The organism is Streptomyces sp. TSRI0107 (assembly GCF_001905845.1).
GTDB lineage: Bacteria > Actinomycetota > Actinomycetes > Streptomycetales > Streptomycetaceae > Streptomyces.
In genome coordinates, this window is sequence record NZ_LIVZ01000010.1 from 1 (window position 1) to 18,038 (window position 18,038).

General features: G+C 72.5%; 15 protein-coding genes. 12 read left to right on the top strand and 3 right to left on the bottom strand.

The window, feature by feature from the left end:
• Positions 1 to 98: 98 nt before the first annotated feature.
• The 7 genes from AMK31_RS25895 (at position 99) to AMK31_RS25925 (ending at position 8,325) form a co-directional block, all read left to right on the top strand.
• On the top strand, positions 99 to 941 hold the full coding sequence (locus AMK31_RS25895) for an inositol monophosphatase family protein (protein WP_073943066.1): 843 nt from the start codon (positions 99 to 101) through the stop codon (positions 939 to 941).
• Positions 938 to 2,386: an AMP-binding protein gene (locus AMK31_RS25900; RefSeq protein ID WP_073943067.1), complete on the top strand. Its 1,449-nt coding sequence runs from the start codon at positions 938 to 940 to the stop codon at positions 2,384 to 2,386. Before AMK31_RS25895 ends, AMK31_RS25900 begins: the two co-directional genes overlap by 4 nt.
• Positions 2,379 to 2,894 carry an acyl carrier protein gene (locus AMK31_RS25905; RefSeq protein WP_079186933.1) on the top strand — a complete coding sequence of 172 codons (516 nt, stop codon included), beginning with the start codon at positions 2,379 to 2,381 and terminating at the stop codon, positions 2,892 to 2,894. The genes AMK31_RS25900 and AMK31_RS25905 overlap by 8 nt, the downstream gene beginning before the upstream one ends.
• The gene (locus AMK31_RS25910; protein WP_073943069.1) at positions 2,894 to 4,303 is read left to right on the top strand and encodes a class I adenylate-forming enzyme family protein; all 1,410 of its coding nucleotides are present in this window, start codon (positions 2,894 to 2,896) and stop codon (positions 4,301 to 4,303) included. The genes AMK31_RS25905 and AMK31_RS25910 overlap by 1 nt, the downstream gene beginning before the upstream one ends.
• Positions 4,300 to 5,334 carry a serine hydrolase domain-containing protein gene (locus AMK31_RS25915; protein WP_073943070.1) on the top strand — a complete coding sequence of 345 codons (1,035 nt, stop codon included), beginning with the start codon at positions 4,300 to 4,302 and terminating at the stop codon, positions 5,332 to 5,334. Before AMK31_RS25910 ends, AMK31_RS25915 begins: the two co-directional genes overlap by 4 nt.
• Positions 5,335 to 5,350: 16 nt before the next feature.
• Positions 5,351 to 6,730 (top strand): hypothetical protein, encoded by a 1,380-nt coding sequence (locus tag AMK31_RS25920; protein WP_143204256.1) that lies wholly within the window; start codon positions 5,351 to 5,353, stop codon positions 6,728 to 6,730.
• Between the two features lie 92 nt (positions 6,731 to 6,822).
• A complete protein-coding gene (locus AMK31_RS25925; protein ID WP_073943072.1) occupies positions 6,823 to 8,325 on the top strand; it encodes a pyridoxal phosphate-dependent decarboxylase family protein in 1,503 nt (500 codons plus the stop codon).
• A gap of 176 nt (positions 8,326 to 8,501) precedes the next feature.
• On the opposite strand, the gene AMK31_RS25930 is transcribed toward AMK31_RS25925, so the two are convergent.
• Entirely contained in the window at positions 8,502 to 9,242 is a 741-nt protein-coding gene (locus AMK31_RS25930; RefSeq protein ID WP_385312228.1) for a DUF2637 domain-containing protein, read from the bottom strand.
• 473 nt (positions 9,243 to 9,715) lie between these two features.
• Between AMK31_RS25930 and AMK31_RS25935 the strand changes: the two genes are divergently transcribed.
• Positions 9,716 to 11,239 carry a multicopper oxidase family protein gene (locus AMK31_RS25935; protein WP_073943074.1) on the top strand — a complete coding sequence of 508 codons (1,524 nt, stop codon included), beginning with the start codon at positions 9,716 to 9,718 and terminating at the stop codon, positions 11,237 to 11,239.
• Positions 11,240 to 11,251: 12 nt separating this feature from the next.
• On the opposite strand, the gene AMK31_RS25940 is transcribed toward AMK31_RS25935, so the two are convergent.
• Positions 11,252 to 11,905: a MerR family transcriptional regulator gene (locus AMK31_RS25940; protein WP_073943075.1), complete on the bottom strand. Its 654-nt coding sequence runs from the start codon at positions 11,903 to 11,905 to the stop codon at positions 11,252 to 11,254.
• 190 nt (positions 11,906 to 12,095) lie between these two features.
• On the opposite strand from AMK31_RS25940, the gene AMK31_RS25945 reads away from it, so the two are divergent.
• Together AMK31_RS25945 and AMK31_RS25950 are read left to right on the top strand one after the other, a co-directional pair.
• A complete protein-coding gene (locus AMK31_RS25945) occupies positions 12,096 to 13,019 on the top strand; it encodes a hypothetical protein (RefSeq protein WP_073943351.1) in 924 nt (307 codons plus the stop codon).
• Positions 13,016 to 13,444, top strand: a complete 429-nt coding sequence (locus AMK31_RS25950; RefSeq protein ID WP_073943076.1) for an ABA4-like family protein — start codon at positions 13,016 to 13,018, stop codon at positions 13,442 to 13,444. The genes AMK31_RS25945 and AMK31_RS25950 overlap by 4 nt, the downstream gene beginning before the upstream one ends.
• Before the next feature lie 31 nt (positions 13,445 to 13,475).
• Here the strand turns inward: AMK31_RS25950 and AMK31_RS25955 are convergent, their stop codons facing one another.
• Positions 13,476 to 15,479, bottom strand: a complete 2,004-nt coding sequence (locus AMK31_RS25955; protein WP_073943077.1) for a tetratricopeptide repeat protein — start codon at positions 15,477 to 15,479, stop codon at positions 13,476 to 13,478.
• A gap of 239 nt (positions 15,480 to 15,718) precedes the next feature.
• Between AMK31_RS25955 and AMK31_RS25960 the strand changes: the two genes are divergently transcribed.
• Together AMK31_RS25960 and AMK31_RS25965 are read left to right on the top strand one after the other, a co-directional pair.
• Positions 15,719 to 16,666, top strand: coding sequence for an RNA polymerase sigma-70 factor (locus AMK31_RS25960; RefSeq protein WP_073943078.1), 948 nt, complete (start codon positions 15,719 to 15,721; stop codon positions 16,664 to 16,666).
• 133 nt (positions 16,667 to 16,799) lie between these two features.
• Complete coding sequence (locus AMK31_RS25965; protein WP_073943079.1) at positions 16,800 to 18,035, top strand: NAD(P)/FAD-dependent oxidoreductase; 1,236 nt, start codon at positions 16,800 to 16,802, stop codon at positions 18,033 to 18,035.
• Positions 18,036 to 18,038 lie beyond the last annotated feature (3 nt).

Here is an 18,038-nt window from a genome sequence, read left to right on the forward strand (position 1 = left end):
AGATCTTCTGGCACAACCCCAAGACCGCGATCGAGTACACGGTCAAGAGCCGCTGAATCCGGGCCCGTTGGTCGGGGCTCTCGTCGGAGGAGGGACAGATGTCGCCGGTCGATGCTGAGCTGGATCGTTTCCTCGAAGCGGCCCTCAGCGCCATGGACTCGACGGACTCGATCCTGGAGCGCCTGAACGCGGAACCGCGTGAGGTGTCCGTGAAGGGCGACGGCTCGCTGCTCACCCGCGCGGACCTCGCCGTCGAGGACGCGGTGCGCGGCGCGCTGGCCCGGCTCGCGCCCGGCACCGAGGTCTTCGGCGAGGAGGGCTCGGGCCGGGACGGCGTGCGCGCGCTGCTCGCCGGGGACGTGGACGGCTGGATCGTGGACCCGATCGACCACACCCGCCACTTCGTCCGCGCCGACCCGGAGTTCGGCACGCTGCTGGCCTATCTCCGCGAGGGCGAGCCGGTCGTCGGCGTCATCTCGGCGCCGCTGCTCGGCCTGCGGGCCTGGGCGCGGCTCGGCGGAGGCGCCCGCGTCAACGGGAAGTCCGCGCGGGTGAGCGACCGGCCCGGGCTGCCGTACTCGGAGGTCGCCTTCGCGGGCTTCGCCGAGTGGACCGCGGGCACGCCGGGCCGGGACCTGGGGGCGGTGCTGGGCCGCTCGTCGTACCCGCACGGGACGCGGGGCGGCTTCCTCCAGCACGTCCGGGTCGCCGAGGGCAGCGTGGACGTGGCGATCGAGCCGTGGGGCGAGGCCTGGGACCTGCTGCCGGGCGCCCTGATCGTGTCCGAGGCCGGCGGTCACGCCACGGCGCTCGACGGCGGCCGTCCGGGGCGTGCCTCGGACGGCGGTCTCGTCGTCAGCAACGGCCTCGTGCACGACGAGGTGCTGGCACTGCTCGGTGCCGGGGCGCACACCGCCGTCGAGGGGAACGCCGGCGCATGAACGCGCGGTCGAGCCAGGCGGCGAACGGGGCCGCGCCCGCCGCCGAGGAGTTCTCGCTGCGGCGCGCCTGGGACGAGGCCTGCACCGACGTCGCGATCGCCCATCTCCGGTCCGGCACCCGAGTGACCTTCGGCGACCTGGAGCGCAGGACGGCGTCGGCCGCGGAGGAACTGCTCGCGCGGGTCGAGGAGCTGGGCCTCGAACGCGCTGTCGTGGTCCACGAGGTCCACGACGAGGTGGGGACGCTGGCCGGCGTCCTCGCCGCCGCCCGCGCCGGGGTGGGCCTGTGCCTCGTGAGGGCCGGGACCTGGGCGGAGTCGTCGCGGCGGCTGTGCTCGCAGCTGGTCGCCGCCGGGTTCGACGGCGTCCTGCACGAGGGCGCTCTCGCCACCCGCGGCACGCGCGCGCCGGGTGAGCGGGCCGCCGGGCACCGGGTGCTCCTGCACAGCGGGGGCACGACGGGGCGGCCCAAGCTGATCGGCATGGACGTCTCGCCGTCCGCGCTGGCCGGGATGCTGCGGCTGTACCGGCAGGCCGGCTGGCGCCCGGGCCTGCGCCAGCTCGTCGTACTGCCCCTGTACCACGCGGCCGGGCTGCTTCCCGCGCTGATCGGACTGCTGGACGGCCACCGGCTCACGGTGACCGGGCGGCGCTTCGACCCCGACGAACTGCTCGACGTCATCGGCGCCGAGTCCGTCGAGTGGTTCTGCGCGACGCCGACGCACCTGCGGCTGATGGCGTGGTCGGAGCGTTTCGACACCGCCGGCCTGGACTCCCTCCAGGGCCTGGTGCACACGGCGGCGGCCTGCGACCACGAGACGAAGCGCCGCTGGATCGACCGTGTCGGGGGCGAGCGGGTCCACGAGTTCTACTCGTCCACCGAGCAGGTCGGCCTCACCTTCTGCACCGGGCTGGAGTGGACGCAGCGCCCGGGCACCGTCGGGCGGGGCTACCTCACCCGCATCAGCGTGCGCGACGCGGACGGGCGGCCGGTGCCGCCCGGCACCGTCGGTGAGGTGTACATGCGCAGCCTCTCGCACGCGCGGAACACGGCACCGGGCGTCCGGCGCGCCCCCGACGGATACGCCTCCGTCGGCGACCGCGGCCACCTCGACGCGGACGGATACCTGTTCCTCGTGGGCCGGGACGGCGACATGTTCACCGTCGGCGGCGAGAACGTCTACCCGCTCGAACTGGAGCGCGTGATCCTCGAAGTCCCCGGTGTCCGCGACGCGATGGTGCGGCCCCGCCCGCACCGCGCGTTCGGCAGCATCGCCGAGGCGCTGGTCGTCGCGGACGAGCCCACGAGCGAGACCGCCTCCGCGATCAAGGCGCACTGCCGGCAGAGCCTGCCCCCGGCGTCCCGGCCGCACGTGCTGACGTTCGTACCGGAGCTACCCCGTACCGAAACAGGCAAGCTGAAGAGATTGAGTACCGATGACTGAAGAAACCCCGGCGGCCGCGGATCTCGTGAAGTTCGTGGGGTCGCTCCCCGGCGTCGACGACTGCGCCGCGGCCCTCTCGCAGGAGCAGTGGATCGTGGCGATCCGCTCCAACGGCGCGGTCGGCGCGGTCGAGTACCGGAACCTGATCTGGGAACACCTCGGCACGGACGGCACCGCTCCGGCGATCGTGCTGACCGACCCGTCGAGCGTCGGCGAGCTGACGGCGGCCGTCGTCGAGCAGGCGGCACCCGAGCAGCGCTCCCGCTATGCCGCCCCCCGCGACGAGGTCGAGGAGTTCGTCTGCGGGATCGTCGCCGCGGCGACGGAGACCTCCGCCGTCGGCGCCGACGACGATCTGTTCGACCTCGGCGCGGACTCGCTGGTCCTGATCGAGGTGTCGACCGCGATATTCGAGCGGTACGAGGTACGCCTGGAGATGCAGGAGGTGTTCGAAGCCGGCAGCCCGGCGAAGATCTCCGACCTGGTCAAAGCCCGGACGCCTCGCTGATGTGGCTGCTGGGAGGCGAGCCGGACTCGGTGGCGGTCGTCGCCGGCGGCGAGACGGTCACCTACGGGGAACTCGGCCGCCTGGTCGACGAGTTCGCGCGGCGGTATCTCGGCCGGGAGGGCACGCTCGTCGCGATCGTCGCCGAGCGGAACCTGCGCACGGTCGTGGCGTACCTCGCGGCGTACGCGACGCCGAGCACGGTCGTGCTGGTCGACCCGACGACCGGCCCGGACGGCGTACGGCAGACCATCGAGGCGTACGAGCCGCAGCTCGTCGTCGGCGCCCGCTCGCTCGATGACGACCTGTACCGCGAGGCGGAGCCCGGTCACTGGGTCCGCCGCGGCGACGGCGTGTCCGGCACCACGTCCACCAAGCTGATCATGCTCACCTCGGGCTCCGTCGGGGTCCCGAAGGGCGTGGCGCTGGGCGAGGCGGGCGTACGGGCCAACGCGCTCGCCACCGTCGACCGGCTCGGACTCCACCCCGGCGACCGCGGCATCACCAGCCTCCCGCTGCACTACGCCTACGGCCTGTCGGTGCTGCACTCCGTGCTCGCGGCCGGCGGCAGCCTGCTGGTGACGGAACACCGGCCCACCTCGCGCAGACTCTGGACCGCCGTCGCCACGGGCGGCGTCACCCACCTCGCCGGCGTCTCCCTCATGTACGAGCTGCTGCGGGACCTCTTCGCCAGGAGCTGGCCGGAGTCCCTGAGGCAGCTGACGCACTCCGGCGGACGGCTGGCGCCCGAGCTGCAGCGCCACTACCTGGACCTGGCGGTACGGCACGACGCGCGGTTCTTCCTCATGTACGGCCAGACCGAGCTGATGACGAGGATCTCCGCCTTCGACCTGACGCGCAGGCCCGACAAGCTCGGATCGGTCGGCGTGCCCCTCGACGGCATCGAGGTGACCGCCGACGACGGCGAGCTGGTGGTCCGCAGCCCCAGCGTGATGCAGGGTTACGTCGACTCGGCGAGCGCGGTCAAGGACCTGGAGCGGGCGCAGCGCCCCCGGGGCTTCCACCGCACGGGCGACCTCGGGACGGTGGACGACGACGGGTTCGTCTGGATCACCGGCCGGGTGAGCCGGACGGTGAAGCAGTACGGGCGGCGCGTCAGCCTCGACGAGATCGAGGCGTTCCTCCAGGACGCCGGGACCATGGCCGTCATCGGCTCCGACACGGAGATCGTCCTGTGCGTGGCCGAGTACGAGGGCGACCCCCACGAGCTGGTCGCGCGCACCGCGCGGGCGGTCAGGCTGCCCCCGGCCGCGCTGTCGGTCGTACCGGTGCCCGAGATCCCGCGGACGAGCCGGGGGAAGGTGGACTACCCCGCCCTCACGTCGCTGGTCGCCTCGCTGCGCGAGCGGCCCGCCAGGCCGTCCCCCGACACGCGAAAGGAGCCGGTGTGAGCCTGCTCGACGGTGACCGGCTGCCGCCGACGGTCTCGGAGCGGATCATCGTCCGGCTGGCGGGCGAGGTCGTCCACGACGAACACGTCGGTGACAAGGACGCGACGTTCGCGCTGCTGTGCGTCAGCAAGCCGGTCTTCGCGCTCGCCGCGCTGAACTTCCTGCTCGGCCGGGACGACGTGTCCCTCGACGACCCGGTACGGCCCTTCCTGCCGGCCGCGTTCGGCCCGCGGTTCGACTCGGTGCGCATCGGCGACCTGCTGACCCACTCCAGCGGCATCACCCGCGACGCCACACCGGGACGCTGGTCCGAGGCGCGCTTCCAGCGGTGGATCGCGGGCTCCCCCGTCGACCCGGCGCGCGGGCCGACGTACTCCGTGATGACGGGCTGGTACGTGCTCTCGCTCGCCATGGAGAACGCCTCGGGGCTGGACAGGACCGCGTTCGCGCGGCGCTTCGGCGTCGAGCCCTTCGGCGCCCGCCTGGGCTTCGGGCCCCTGGCGTCCGGCGAGCAGCCGCCGCTGCCCGTCATGAACCGCGAGACGGGCGACCGGGAGCCCGACCTGTGGTGGGCCGACGCGCCCGAGATCATGGAACGCGCCTGGCCGGGCTCCGGGTTCCGGGGCGGGGCGGAGGACCTGATGCGGATCTTCGGCGCCCTCGCCACCGGCGGGGAGCGGGACGCCCTGCCGAAACCGCTGCGCGCCGCCGCCGACCTTCTCGAACGGCCGGCCGGCGACGGTCTGTCGACCGACGGCGAGGGCAAGCACGCCTTCGCGTTCTCGCACGGCGCGCTCGTGGGATCGCAGTGGCTCGGACAGCGCCCGGGCCGGGAGGCGCTCGGACACGACTCCGGGACGGGCTCCTTCGTCCTCGCGGACCCGGGCCGCGAGCTCGCGGTCGTGTACCTGAGCAACCTGGTGCGCGAGCCGGTGGAGAGCCTTCTGCGGCGTCGGCGGCTGGTGAAGCGGATCTACGATCGGCTCGAAAACGATCAGCATGAGAACGATCAGCCCGGGAACGGGCGTTGAACGGCGGGGAGACCAGGTGAGCAGCGAACGGATCAGCCTTACGTGGGGACAGGCGGCCATGGTCGAGATGTTCCACCGCCGTGGGCTCGACCCCGTCCACTGGCCGCTGAGCGCGGTCTTCGACGAGCAGGAACGTCACACCGACCGGGACTCCGTGCTGGCGGCGATGCAGGGCCTGGCGGACCGGCACGACGTCCTGACCGGCGCCTTCGAGCCGGTGGGCGACGGTCTCGAACTCGCCGACCCGGCCACCTTCCCGCGGCAGACCCTGTCCCCGGGCGCACCCGTCCGTCCCCTGACGATCGAGGTGGACTCCACCGACGCGCCGCTGACCAGCGAGGGCGTGCTGGCCCTGACGCAGAGCGAGTTCGTGCGCCGCGGCCAGGCCTTCCTGCCGCTCCTCATCAACCGCGGCGGGCGGTGGATGGGCGGGGCCGTCGTCTCGCACGTGGCGGTCGACGGCCAGGGGCTGGAGATGCTGCGCGAGGAGTACCGCGTGCTCCTGGAGGGCGGCACCCCGGCGCCGCGCGGCGCCCGGGTCGCCGAGACCCTCGAAGCCGAGCGGTCCCCCGAGTACGCGCAGTTGGAGAAGGAGAACCTGGCGGTCGTACAGGGCCTGCTGGAGGGGGCCGCCGAGGCCAACCTGCGCAAGGACCCCTCGACGGAGCCCGCGACGTTCGGCGTCGTGGAGTCGTCCGGGCACGCCCGCACGCTGGGCGAACTCAGCGCCAGGCTCCGCGTCACCAAGCCGGGCATCTCGCTCGTCGTCTACGCGATCCTGCTGAGCGCCGAGCTGGCCTCGCGGCAGGTCGTGATCCGGTCCCAGACGCGCCGGCAGCTTCCCGTACCGGACGCCGTGAGCGTCGTCGCCAACTCGCCGTTCGCGTTCAGCTCCGTCTCGGTCGACCTGGACCTGAGCTTCCGGGATCTCGTGGTGCGGGAGTTCGGGTCGGTCATGGAGGGCTATCGCGCCTCCGCCTTCTCGCCGTACGGCTACGAGCGGGTCAAGCGCCTGGTCGCGCTCGAACGGGGCCTGGAGGAACTGGACGGCCTGCCGGAGTTCAACTACCTGCCGAAGGGCGGCCGGCCGCGCGCCAGGGCGGCCGCGGTGGCCGACAGCCGGGTGGAACGCTCGTGGGTCGAGATCGTCGACGGGGTCCAGCCCTACTCCCGCGGCAACCTGAGCATCTTCGAGGAGACCGACCACGACGTGCTCCAGCTGTTCGGCACCCGGTGGCGGCAGTCCGCCGACTCGTTCGAAGTGGTCCGCCTGTTCAACCGGTTCTGCACGGTCGCCGCCACGGACGTCGACCGCCGCGTCGGTGACATCCTCGAGCGCGCGCGGACCGAGTACCGCACCCACCCGGTCTCGGCGGCCCTGCGCCACGCCCACTGACCGAAGTGGCTCAAGACGGCTTCATCGACCGACGCGGCCGCGTGGTGCCCCACCCCGCCTGACCTCATTCGCCCCTCCAGGGAGGAAACCCCATGCGAAGCAGGTCCCACCTGCTCAACAGCGCCACGGCGGAGCGCTACCACCGCGACGTCACCCTCACCACCTCCCTCGTGGCGCGCAAACTGGCCTCCGTGGAGAGCCCGTTCACCGGTGTCACCCCGCAGCAGCTCGCCCCCGTCGTGGACGGCGTGGACCTGGACAAGCCACTCGGCGACACCGCCGCCGCGCTGGAGGAACTGGAGCAGGTCTACCTGCGCGACGCCGTCTGGTTCCACCACCCCCGCTACCTCGCCCACCTCAACTGCCCCGTGGTGATACCGGCCGTGGTCGGCGAGGCCGTGATGGCGGCCGTCAACTCCTCCCTGGACACCTGGGACCAGTCCGCGGGCGGCACCCTGATGGAGCGGCGGCTCATCGACTGGACCGCCGAGCGGATCGGACTCGGACCGGCCGCCGACGGCATCTTCACCTCCGGCGGCAGCCAGTCCAACCTGCACGCCCTGCTGCTCGCCCGCGAGGAGGCACTGCGGACCGCCGGCGCGGGCGACCCCGCTGGACCGGCCGCCGCCCGCGCCCGCCTCCTGCCCACCCTGCGCATCCTCACCTCCGAGGTGAGCCACTTCTCCATCGAGAAGTCCGCGCGCATACTCGGCCTGGCCCCGGACGCGGTCGTCCCGATACCGGTCGACACCGCCACCCGGCGGCTGCGCCCCGACGCGCTCACCCGTGAGCTGGAGCGCTGCGCGCGCGCCGGGGAGACGGTGATGGCGGTGGTCGCCACGGCCGGCACCACCGACTTCGGCAGCATCGATCCGATGCCCCGGATCGCCGCCCTCTGCGAGCGGTACGGCACCTGGATGCACGTCGACGCCGCCTACGGCTGCGGGCTGCTGGTGTCGCCCACCCGCCGCCGTCTGCTGGCCGGGATCGAGCGGGCCGACTCGGTGACCGTGGACTACCACAAGTCCTTCTTCCAGCCGGTGTCCTCCTCGGCCGTCCTGGTCCGCGACCGCGCGGTGCTCGCTCACGCCACCTACCACGCGGACTACCTCAATCCCGAGCGGATGGCCGAGAACGCCATCCCCAACCAGGTGGACAAGTCGATCCAGACCACCCGCCGCTTCGACGCGCTGAAGCTGTGGCTCACCCTGCGGATCATGGGCCCCGACGCGGTCGGCGAACTGTTCGACGAGGTCGTCGACCGGGCCCTGCAGGGCTGGCGGCTGCTGGACGCCGACCCCCGCTTCGAGGTCGCCACCCGCCCCGAGCTGTCCACCCTCGTCTTCCGCCACCGCCCCGCCCCCGGCACCCCGCCGGGCCTCGCGGACGCCGCCAACCTGCACGCCCGGGAGGCGCTCGCGGCGGCCGGCGAGGCCGTGATCGCCTCCACGGTGGTCGACGGGCGGCACTGGCTGAAGTTCACCCTGCTCAACCCGGCGACCTCGCTGGACGACATCTCCGCCGTGCTCGACCTGACCGCCGGGTACGCGGAACGGCACCTGGCCGCGCACGCCCCCGAAGTGCTCGGCGCCTAGACCCCCGGTTTTTTTCCCGTTCACCGCCGCAGAGGTCGCACCGCAGAGGTCGCACCGCAGATATCGCTTTCACCGGCGGATTCGAGCGGCGGAAATGCGGCGGGAATTCGACTCCGTTCGTGATCCGTGGCATTCGGCGATCATGAAAAGCGAGATCCCCGAACTCGGCCCCGAACTCACGGTGTCCGGTGACGCGGCGCGGATCTACGGGGCGCCCGGGTCAGGGTGATCTGCCGGACGGCCTGCTGGAAACAGGCGAGAGAGGCGAGTCCCGGCAGCGCGGCCGCGGTGGTGTCGAGGAGGTTCTTCGGCGCCTGGACGACGCATAAGAGGACCGCGATCGCCGAGAACAGGACCACCGTGCACCAGGAGTGCACCGCCCGGCGCTGATGCAGCGCGGCCCGCAGCACGGAGAGCGACGCGACCAGCCAGGGCCCGTACACCAGCAGCGGCCACCACGCGACGACGGCTCCCGGGACGCGGGTCGCGGCGACGACGCGCAGCGGATCGCAGGCGACCAGTCCGCTGAAGAAGCTGACCGCGGAGGCGATGACCGCCGCCAGCGCGGCGACGAGGTAGCTCGTGGTCTGCAGGGCGCTCGGCCGCTTGCGGTCGGGAACCCTGCGGTGACGCCGGGAGATGTGCCTCAGCGGCGGCAGTTCCGCCGTGATCTCCTGAAGATTTCCCATGGGTGTGCCGCCGGCGGGGGCGGTGACTGATTCCTCGTCGCGGGGAGAGGGGATTCTGGGAAGCTCCTCCTCCATGGCCTCCCGCAGCATCCAGGCCAGTTCCTCGGCCGGATCCCAGGCCGCGTCCGGGGGTAACAGGGGTTCCGGGAACGCCTCGGTCGGAGCCCGGTGCCGCCCCCTGCCCACCTTGTCGTGCATCGCCAGGCGATCGGTTCCTTCGTCATACATGACGCAGCCTGATTGCTCCGATCCGTTCCCCTCCCGGAAAGATTATCGACCTTCGGCCTTGATCCATCGCTGAGCGAGATCAGCTTCTAGTCTGTTCAACAGATCCAGGAATTCCCGCAGAAGGGGCTCGGTCGCCTGAACGACGGCCGGAAGCTCACTCGTTGCGACGGCGGGGTGCTTCACGAGGAGGCGGTAGCGCCCTTCTTTGGCTGCCTTGTTCATATCCCGACTAACGCCGTCGTACTTCGACGGATGCGCGGCAAATGAGTGAAGGGGCGCCCGGATAATTACTTGATCGAGGAGCCATTCAGAAGCCAAATATCCCTGTAGGAAAAGCGTGTCGGCGTGACCGCGGCGCCGTGGTGACCGGAAGTCGCTGGGGGAAAACCCTGAGGGCGTCACAGGGCCGGACCGGGGTCGGATGGGGGGATGCCCCGATGCCCGGACACCGGTCGCGCGGCGAACCTTGAACCATGTCCCGGATCAAGCGCGTCCTCGTCGTTCTCGGATCGGTCGTCACCGTCCTGGCGCTCGCCGTCGGCGGCCTCTTCCTGTGGCTGTGGACCGGCACCGACGTCAGCACGGTGGGCAAGGAGCCGTTCGAGAACAAGCTGGCGATACCGCCCCTGGCCGAGTCGCGGCTCGACAAGGACGGCACGCGGGTGTTCGACCTGCGCATGCAGGCCGGCGAGAAGGAGTTCGAGGACGGCCGCAAGACCGCCACCTGGGGCTTCAACGGCGCCTACCTGGGCCCGACGCTGCGCGCCGAGCGCGGTGAGAAGGTCCGGGTGCGGATAGCGAACGGCCTCGACGAGGCCTCGACCGTGCACTGGCACGGTATGCACCTGCCCGCGAAGATGGACGGCGGCCCGCACCAGATGATCGCCGCGGGCGGCAGCTGGAGCCCGCACTGGACGATCGACCAGCCCGCGGCCACCCTCTGGTACCACCCCCACCCGCACGGGGCGACGGAGAAGCACGTGCAGCGCGGCCTGGCCGGCATGTTCATCGTCGACGACGACGCCCGGCAGCCGGATCTGCCGAACCGGTACGGAGTCGACGACCTGCCCGTGATCGTCCAGGACGTCAAGTTCGACGGCGCGGAGTTCGATCAGGGCAAGGGCTTCATGCAGAACGCGGGCTTCCTCGGCGACCGCACGATGGTCAACGGCACCCTGAGCCCCTACCAGGAGGTCGCCGACGAGCGCGTACGGCTCCGGCTGCTCAACGCCTCCACGGCCCGCACCTACTCCTTCGGCTTCTCCGACGACCGCGCCTTCGCCGTCGTCGGCACCGACGGCGGACTCCTGGAACGGCCGGCGCGGCTGGACCGGATCCAGCTGTCGCCCGGCGAGCGGGCCGAGGTCGTCGTCCGGATGCGGCCCGGCGAGCGGACCGTGCTGCGCAGCTTCCCGCAGGACAACTACGCGGGCGCCTGGCAGCAGCGGTTCAACGGCGGCGACGACGCGTTCGACGTGCTGCAACTGCGGGCCGCCGACCGGCTGCGCCCCTCACCTGAAGTCCCCGGCGAACTGGCCCGGCTGGAACTGCCGAAGGAGTCGGACGCGGTGCGCGGACGCCACTTCGACCTGAAGCGGTCCGGGATCAACGGCCGGGAGATGGCCATGAACCGGGTGGACGAGACGGTCGTGCGGGGCACCACGGAGACCTGGTCGGTGCGCAACGCCAACGGGATGCCGCACAACTTCCACGTCCACGACGTGCAGTTCCGGGTCCTGGAGGTGAACGGCGAGGTGCCGCCCCCGGAGCTGCGCGGCCCCAAGGACACGGTGTTCCTGCCGCACGGCACCACGATGAAGCTCGCGCTGCGCTTCGACGGCCCGGCCGACCCGGACACGCCGTACATGTACCACTGCCACCTGCTGTACCACGAGGACGAGGGCATGATGGGCCAGTTCGTCGTGGTGGAGAAGGGCGGGCGCGCGGGTGACGTCGCCGGTGGGGCGGAGGGCTCCCACACGGCACACGATCACTGAGCGCGGGCCGGCTCAGCCCGACTCGCTCCGCCGCGGTCCGTCGGTGCCGTACAGCTTCGCCGAGGCGTCGACGTGGGCCATGCGGCGCAGCGCGCTGAACACCGCCTCACCCAGGACGGTGCCGATGACCACCCCCTCCACCATGTCCTCGACCGCCACCTTCCGGTCCACGTACGCGAGGTCGGTCCGGGCGACCCGCTCGGCCGCCTCGGCGTAGTCGTCGAGGCATTCGACGAAGGCCCCGTGGCCCAGCCGGGCCATGGCGGCGAGAGCCTTGGCCAGGTCGGCCGCGGCGCGGTTGGACTCGTGCGTCAGCCAGCCACGCCGGGCGACGAGATCGGCGACGGCGGCACGGGCGGCCGCCGACTCGGCGTCGTCGCGTTCGGCACTCGCGTCGCCGAGGCGGTCCGCGGCGGCGCCGAGCACCTTGTGCAGCGGGCGTTGCGGGTCGTCGACGGCCGCCAGTACCTCCGCGATCTCGGCCACCCTCATGCCGCCCACGTCGAGCAGGGCGCGGATCAGCTGGAGCCGGCGCTCGTGCGCCTCGCCGTAGCTGGCCTGGTTGCGGCTGGTCAGCTCGCCCGGAGGCAGCAGACCTTCGCGGACGTAGTACTTGATCGTCGGCACCGGCACCCCGGTCCTGCTGCTCAACTCTCCGATGCGCACTGCCGGTTCACTCCTCGGCCCTCGCCCTGCTCGCCCCTGCCGGCGCTTGCCAGCTCGCCTCTCATCATAGATAGTGGCGCTATCGGATAGCGGATAGCACCACTATCTACTCATGGGGGTCATCATGTTCTCTTCACCTGCGCCGGCGTACCGGTCATGGCATCGGCCGCTCGTCCTGTTCTCCGCGGCGATGGCCGTGATGGCGGTCGTGTCCGCGGTGGGGCTGGTGGTCGACGACCGGGTCCTGGTGGGGGCGCCGATCTGGTCCAAGCCGTTCAAGTTCGCGGTCTCGTTCGTGGCGTACTGCCTCTCCCTCGCCTGGATGCTGTCGCTCCTGCCCAGGGGCCAGCGCGTCGGCTGGTGGGCGGGGACCGTCGTGGCACTGGCGAGCCTCGCCGAGATGGTGATCATCACCACGCAGGTGGTGCGCGGCAGGCGCAGCCACTTCAACCAGGAGACACCGCTCGACGAGGCGCTGTTCGACGCGATGGGCGCGACGGTCGTCGTCCTGTGGCTCGGCACCCTCGTCATCGCCGTGCTGCTGCTCCGCGCCCGGATCGCGGACCGCGCGTCCGCCTGGGCGATGCGCTCCGGCATCGTCATCGCCCTGGCCGGCGCCGCCGTCGGCTTCCTGATGACCCGGCCCGCGCCGGGGCAGCGGCCCGGTGCCTCCGAGGTGGTCGGCGCGCACAGTGTGGGCGTGCCGGACGGCGGTCCCTCGATGCCGCTGACCGGCTGGTCCACCACCGGCGGCGATCTGCGGATCCCGCACTTCGTCGGCATGCACGCGCTGCAGCTCCTGCCGTTGCTGCTGATGTTGCTGGCCGCGCTCGCACCGCGGTTCGCCCGCCTCGCCGACGACCGGGTCCGCATCCGCCTGGTGCTGGTCGCCTCCGGTGCCTACGCCGCCGTCTTCGTGCTGGTTCTCTGGCAGGCGCTGAGGGGCCAGCCGTTGCTCCGCCCGGACGGCGTGACGCTCGGGACGGCCGGGCTGATCCTGCCGGCCGCCGCGCTCGGCACGTACGGCTCCCTGCGGGCGGCGCGAACGCCGCTCGCGTCCAGGGCGACGACCGGGACCGAGGGCGCTCTTCCCGCGAAGGAGCTCGTGTCGTGACCGGTTTCCTCTTCGAACTCTCCTTCTGGCTGGCCGCCCCCGTCTGGCTGCTCATGATCTTCGCGCCGGCCTGGGGCCCGACCGCCCGCGTCGCCGCGTCACCGTGGACCGTGGCGCCCGTACTGCTCGTCCACCTCGCCCTCGCCATCCCGGTCTTCCCCGAGCTGTGGACCGCGGTCAGCAGCCCGGACCTCGACGCCTTCCGCGACCTGACGGCACTCGCGGACGGCGCCGGGGCCCTGTGGGCCCAGGTCATCGCCTGGGACCTGCTGATCGGCCAGTGGATGTACCGGGAGGGCAGGCGGCTGGGGATCTCCCCCCTGCTGATGGGGCCGCTGCTGGTGCTCACGATCCTGCTGTCGCCGATCGGCCTGCTGGTCTTCCTGGGCCTGCGCGGGACGACGTCCCGGCGCCGCGGGCGATGAGCCTGTCATCCGGGCCGGCCCGCCGGTGGTCTCATTGCCGGGGGTGGACCTGCCGGAGCAGGGACCGGATCTCCTCCAGGGTCATCTTGGCGCTGCCGTCGGATTCCCAGTCGGCGACCACCTCGTAATGCTTCTCGGCGGCGGCCAGATCCCCCCGGCGGCGGGCCAGGACGCCCGCGAGGCGGTTGCCTTCCACATGGCGTGGATACTGCTGAAGGATCTCCCCGACCAGACCGGCCGCCTCCTCGTCCCGCTCCGCGTCGACGAGCAGCCCGGCCAGCTCCGGGCGCGGGTCGGCCCGCCGCCGGAACAGCCCGTCCGACTCCGGCTCGAACTCGTCCCGCCGCTCCACCGCGAGCCGCAGCCACTCCTCGGCGTCCGCCCGCCGTCCCTGCGCGCGCAGGGAGCGGCCCAAGTCGTACGACGCCTGGACGATGCCGTCCTCGTACGCGAGCCGCAGCCATCGTTCGGCCTCCGCGTGGCGCCCGTACCGCACCATGCTCTTGCCCGCGAGGTAGGCGGGCCGGGACAGCCCGGTCTCCGCCGCCCGCACGTACCAGCGCTCCGCGAACTGCGGGTCGCCGCCGCGCTGCTGGGAGACCCAGGCCACGGCCCAGGCGGCCCGGCCGTGCCCGAGCCGCGCCGCCCGCAGGTGCCAGAGCCCGGCGGAACGCGCGTCCTTGGCCCGGTCGTGGATCTCGGCGATCTCGTAGGCCGCCTCGGCGTCACCGGCCTCGGCGGCCGGCTCGTAGAGGTGGATGAGGTGCCTGCCCTTGGCGCCGCCCCGCTCGTACAGCATGCGGCCGAGCGCGAGCAGCGCCTGCGGGGTGCCCGCGCGGCGGTACCACTCGGCGGCCTCGGGCAGCCGCCGGAGCCGGTCGAGCGCGTCGGCGCACGCGAGCATCTCCGCCGGGCCGGCGCCGTCCGCCCCGGCGGCGGCCAGCAGCTCCGGCAGCCGCTCCCGCAGCGCCGCCTCGGCCGGCTCCTCGGCCTTGTCTCGGGCCTCGGCGATGTCCTGGTACGTCTGGACGATCAGCGTGTGCGTGTCGTCCCAGGGATCGTGGTTCTCCTCGTCGACACCGGTTCTGCGCAGCCACTCCTCCGCCTCGTCGAGCCGGAGCTGGCGCTCGCAGAGCAGGGCGAGGTTGACGCAGGCGACGTAGTGTCCGCCGTCCGACGCGTCGGCGGCCCGGTACCACTTCTCCGCCTCGCGCAGCTCGCCGCGCTGCTCCCACCAGACGCCGAGGACGTAAGCGGCACCCGAGTAGCCCAGTTCGTGGCTGCGCTCGGCGAGGGCACGCGCCTCGGGCCAGCGGCTGTCGTCCCGGGCCGCGAGGATGGCCTGGTCCACCAGTGCCTTGGCGCTGCCGACGGCCGCGGCCCTGGCGAACAGGGCCTCCGCCGCCGCGGCCGCGCCGGGATAGTTCTGGAAGACCTCGTCGTACTCGCCTTCGGTCAGCTCCCCCAGCGCGTCGTAGGCGGCCTCCGCGTCGCCGTCCCGTTCGGCCTCCGCGAGGTCGGCCTCCCGCTGTCCGAGGTCTTCGAGGATGCGGTTGACGGCTTCGAGGGCGTGGTAGGCGACGTGGTCGCCCCGCTCGTCCGCCTCCTCGAGCCGCCGCACCGCCTCGTCCCACTCGCCGCGCCGGGCCAGCCGGACGGCCCCGTTGGTCAGGCACTCCACACTGCCCAGCTCGGCGCCCCGCTCGTACCACTCCCGCGCTCCGGCGTGGTCGCCCGCCTCCTCCAGCAGGGTCGCGAGCCCGAACGCGCAGCCGCCGTCCCGGTCGGCGGCGCTGCGGTACCACCGCTCGGCCTCCGCGAAGTCCCAGCGGTCCCGGTGGACGATGGCGAGGGTGCGGGCGGCCTGGGCGTCGCCCTCGTCGGCGGCCTTCTCCCACCAGGGCAGGGCCTGGTCCACCTGCCCCTGCTTGGTCAGGAGTTCCGCGTACGTGCGGGCCGCTCCCGGCTGCCCGGCCTCGGCGGCGGCCAACTCGGGTATCGCGTCCGCGTTTTCGGCGAGTGTCTGCTCGTGCATCCGCAGATCGTGTCAGACGCCCGGCACCCCCCGCCGGGCGCCACCGCCGGGGGCCGACAGGGCCTAGGGGGCGTCTCGCCGATCATGCCGGGCTCGCGGCGTCTGGCACCGCGCCTCGCCGCGTTGTCGTCACTCGCCGATGCTCCGCATCGACTCCCTCCTCCGCCTTGCGATGCACGGCACCAGACGCCGCTCCCTGATCCGGCCTGATCGACGAGACACCCCCTAGGATCCGACCCATGGCCCTCACCATGAACGACGTGGACCGGTTCGAGGCTTCCAGGCCGCGTCTGGAGGCCATCGCCTACCGTCTCCTCGGCTCCGCGAGCGAGGCCGAGGACGCCGTGCAGGAGACGTTTCTGCGCTGGCAGGCCGCCGACGTCGACCGCGTAGAGGTCCCCGAGGCCTGGCTGACGAAGGTGCTCACCAACCTGTGCCTCAACCAGCTCACCTCGGCCCGCGCGCGGCGCGAGACCTACGTGGGCCAGTGGCTGCCCGAGCCGCTGCTCGCCGGGGACCCGATGCTGGGCCCCGCCGACACCGCAGAGCGGCGCGAGGCGGTCTCGTTCGCGGTGCTCACGCTGCTGGAGCGGCTTTCCCCCAACGAGCGGGCGGTGTACGTCCTGCGGGAGGCGTTCGACTACCCGCACCGGGAGATCGCCGCGATCCTCGACATCAGCGAGGCCGCCAGCCAGCAGATCTTCCACCGCGCCAGGAAGCACGTCGCGGCCGGCCGGGCCCGCACCGAGATCGACGAGGCGGCGGCCCGGCGGATCGTCGAGGAGTTCCTGGCGGCCGCGACCAGCGGGCAGACCGAACCGCTCGTGCGGCTGCTCACCTCCGACGCCGTCTCGATCGGTGACGGCGGCGGGAAGGTCCCGGCCCGCGCGAAGGCGTTCGAGGGCGCCCTCGCGGTCGCGAAGTTCATGCGGGGCCTGTTCAAGCCCGGCAAGGCCAAGCGCGCCCTGGTCGGCGGTTCGCCCGACGTGTACGCCACGACCGCCAACGGCGACCCGGCCGTCGTCGTGGTCCTCGACGGCCGGGTCATCGGCGTCATGTGCCTGGAGGTCACGGCCGAGGGCATCGCCGGGTTCCGCAACCAGGTCAACCCCGACAAGCTCGAACGCGCGACCCGGGTGTGGGCGGCCACGGACCACGGCGAACCGCTGTTCCGCTCGGCCTTCTGAAGTTCTGCGCGACCGCCCGACCGCCATGTGATGTGCTTCACATCTCCTTCCTGTCAGGAAACGGCGGGCTGCCCGGTTCAAGGGGCGAAACCGCGCACGACAAGGGCTGGACCCGCGCAGACAGGAGCCGAAAATGCAGCACCGCGTCATCGTTCTCGGAGCCGGATACACCGGAGCCAGTGTCGCCGGGCGCCTGGCCAGGCGGCTGCGTCGTGAGGACGTCGCCATCACCCTCGTCAACGCCGAGCCGGACTTCGTCGAGCGGGTCCGGATGCACCAGCTCGCCGCCGGCCAGGACCTCAGGCCGCGCCCCTTCAGCGAACTGCTCGCCGGCACCGGCGTCGAACTGAAGCTCGCGAAGGTCACCGGTGTCGACGCCGACCACGACACGGTCACCGTCACCGACGCGGACGGCACCGAAGAGCTGATGGAGTACGACACCCTCGTCTACGCCCTCGGCAGCGGCTGGAACGACCAGGGCGTCCCCGGCACCGCCGAGCACGCCCACGAGATCGCGAGCCGTCCCGGAGCCCTCCGGCTGCGGGAACGCCTGGCCGGCCTGGACGCCGGACAGCCCGTGGTCGTGGTCGGCGGCGGCCTCACCGGCATCGAGGCCGCGACCGAGATCGCCGAGTCCCGCCCGGACCTCGACGTCGCCCTCGTGGCCCGCGACGGCCTCGGCGCCTGGCTGTCGCCCAAGGGCCGCGGCCACCTGCGGAAGGTCTTCGGCAAGCTCGGCATCACCGCGCACGAGCACACCGCCGTCGCCGCCGTCGGCGCCGACCGCGTCACCACCGCCGACGGCACGTCCCTGCCCGCCGCGGTCACCGTGTGGACCACCGGCTTCGCCGTCCACCCGATCGCCCGCGCCACCACCCTGGAGGTCACCGGAACCGGCCAGATCGTGGTCGACGGGACCATGCGCTCCGTCTCCCACCCGAACGTCTACGCCGTCGGCGACGCGGCCATGGCGATGGGCCCCGGCGACAAGCCGCTGCGCATGTCCTGCGCCACCGGCACCCCCATGGCCTGGCAGGCCGCCGACGCCATCGCGGCCCGCCTGACCGGCGGAAAGCTGCCGAACGTGCCGCTGCGCTACTTCAACCAGTGCATCTCGCTGGGCCGCAAGGAAGGCCTCATCCAGTACGTCACCGCCGACGACCGTTCGGTCGACGTGGCCCTCACCGGCCGCCTCGCCGCCCTCTACAAGGAAGTGATCTGCAGGGGCGCGGCCTGGGCCGTCGCCCACCCGGCCTTCGGAGTGCTGGGCCGCCGCCGCCCCGTGGTGACGGATCCGGCCCGGACGGGTTCGCCGGTCGGGGCGAGGTCCGAGGTGAGGCCCGAGGCGACCGCCGAGGCGACGCTCTGACGT

What these genes read in the sequence shown, in the direction of transcription:
- AMK31_RS25895 (WP_073943066.1), top strand. Translation starts at nt 99, where the DNA reads ATGTCGCCGGTCGATGCTGAGCTGGATCGTTTCCTCGAAGCGGCCCTC.
- AMK31_RS25900 (WP_073943067.1), top strand. Translation starts at nt 938, where the DNA reads ATGAACGCGCGGTCGAGCCAGGCGGCGAACGGGGCCGCGCCCGCCGCC.
- AMK31_RS25905 (WP_079186933.1), top strand. Translation starts at nt 2,379, where the DNA reads ATGACTGAAGAAACCCCGGCGGCCGCGGATCTCGTGAAGTTCGTGGGG.
- AMK31_RS25910 (WP_073943069.1), top strand. Translation starts at nt 2,894, where the DNA reads ATGTGGCTGCTGGGAGGCGAGCCGGACTCGGTGGCGGTCGTCGCCGGC.
- AMK31_RS25925 (WP_073943072.1), top strand. Translation starts at nt 6,823, where the DNA reads ATGCGAAGCAGGTCCCACCTGCTCAACAGCGCCACGGCGGAGCGCTAC.
- AMK31_RS25930 (WP_385312228.1), bottom strand. Translation starts at nt 9,242, where the DNA reads ATGTATGACGAAGGAACCGATCGCCTGGCGATGCACGACAAGGTGGGC.
- AMK31_RS25935 (WP_073943074.1), top strand. Translation starts at nt 9,716, where the DNA reads ATGTCCCGGATCAAGCGCGTCCTCGTCGTTCTCGGATCGGTCGTCACC.
- AMK31_RS25945 (WP_073943351.1), top strand. Translation starts at nt 12,096, where the DNA reads ATGGCCGTGATGGCGGTCGTGTCCGCGGTGGGGCTGGTGGTCGACGAC.
- AMK31_RS25955 (WP_073943077.1), bottom strand. Translation starts at nt 15,479, where the DNA reads ATGCACGAGCAGACACTCGCCGAAAACGCGGACGCGATACCCGAGTTG.
- AMK31_RS25960 (WP_073943078.1), top strand. Translation starts at nt 15,719, where the DNA reads ATGGCCCTCACCATGAACGACGTGGACCGGTTCGAGGCTTCCAGGCCG.
- AMK31_RS25965 (WP_073943079.1), top strand. Translation starts at nt 16,800, where the DNA reads ATGCAGCACCGCGTCATCGTTCTCGGAGCCGGATACACCGGAGCCAGT.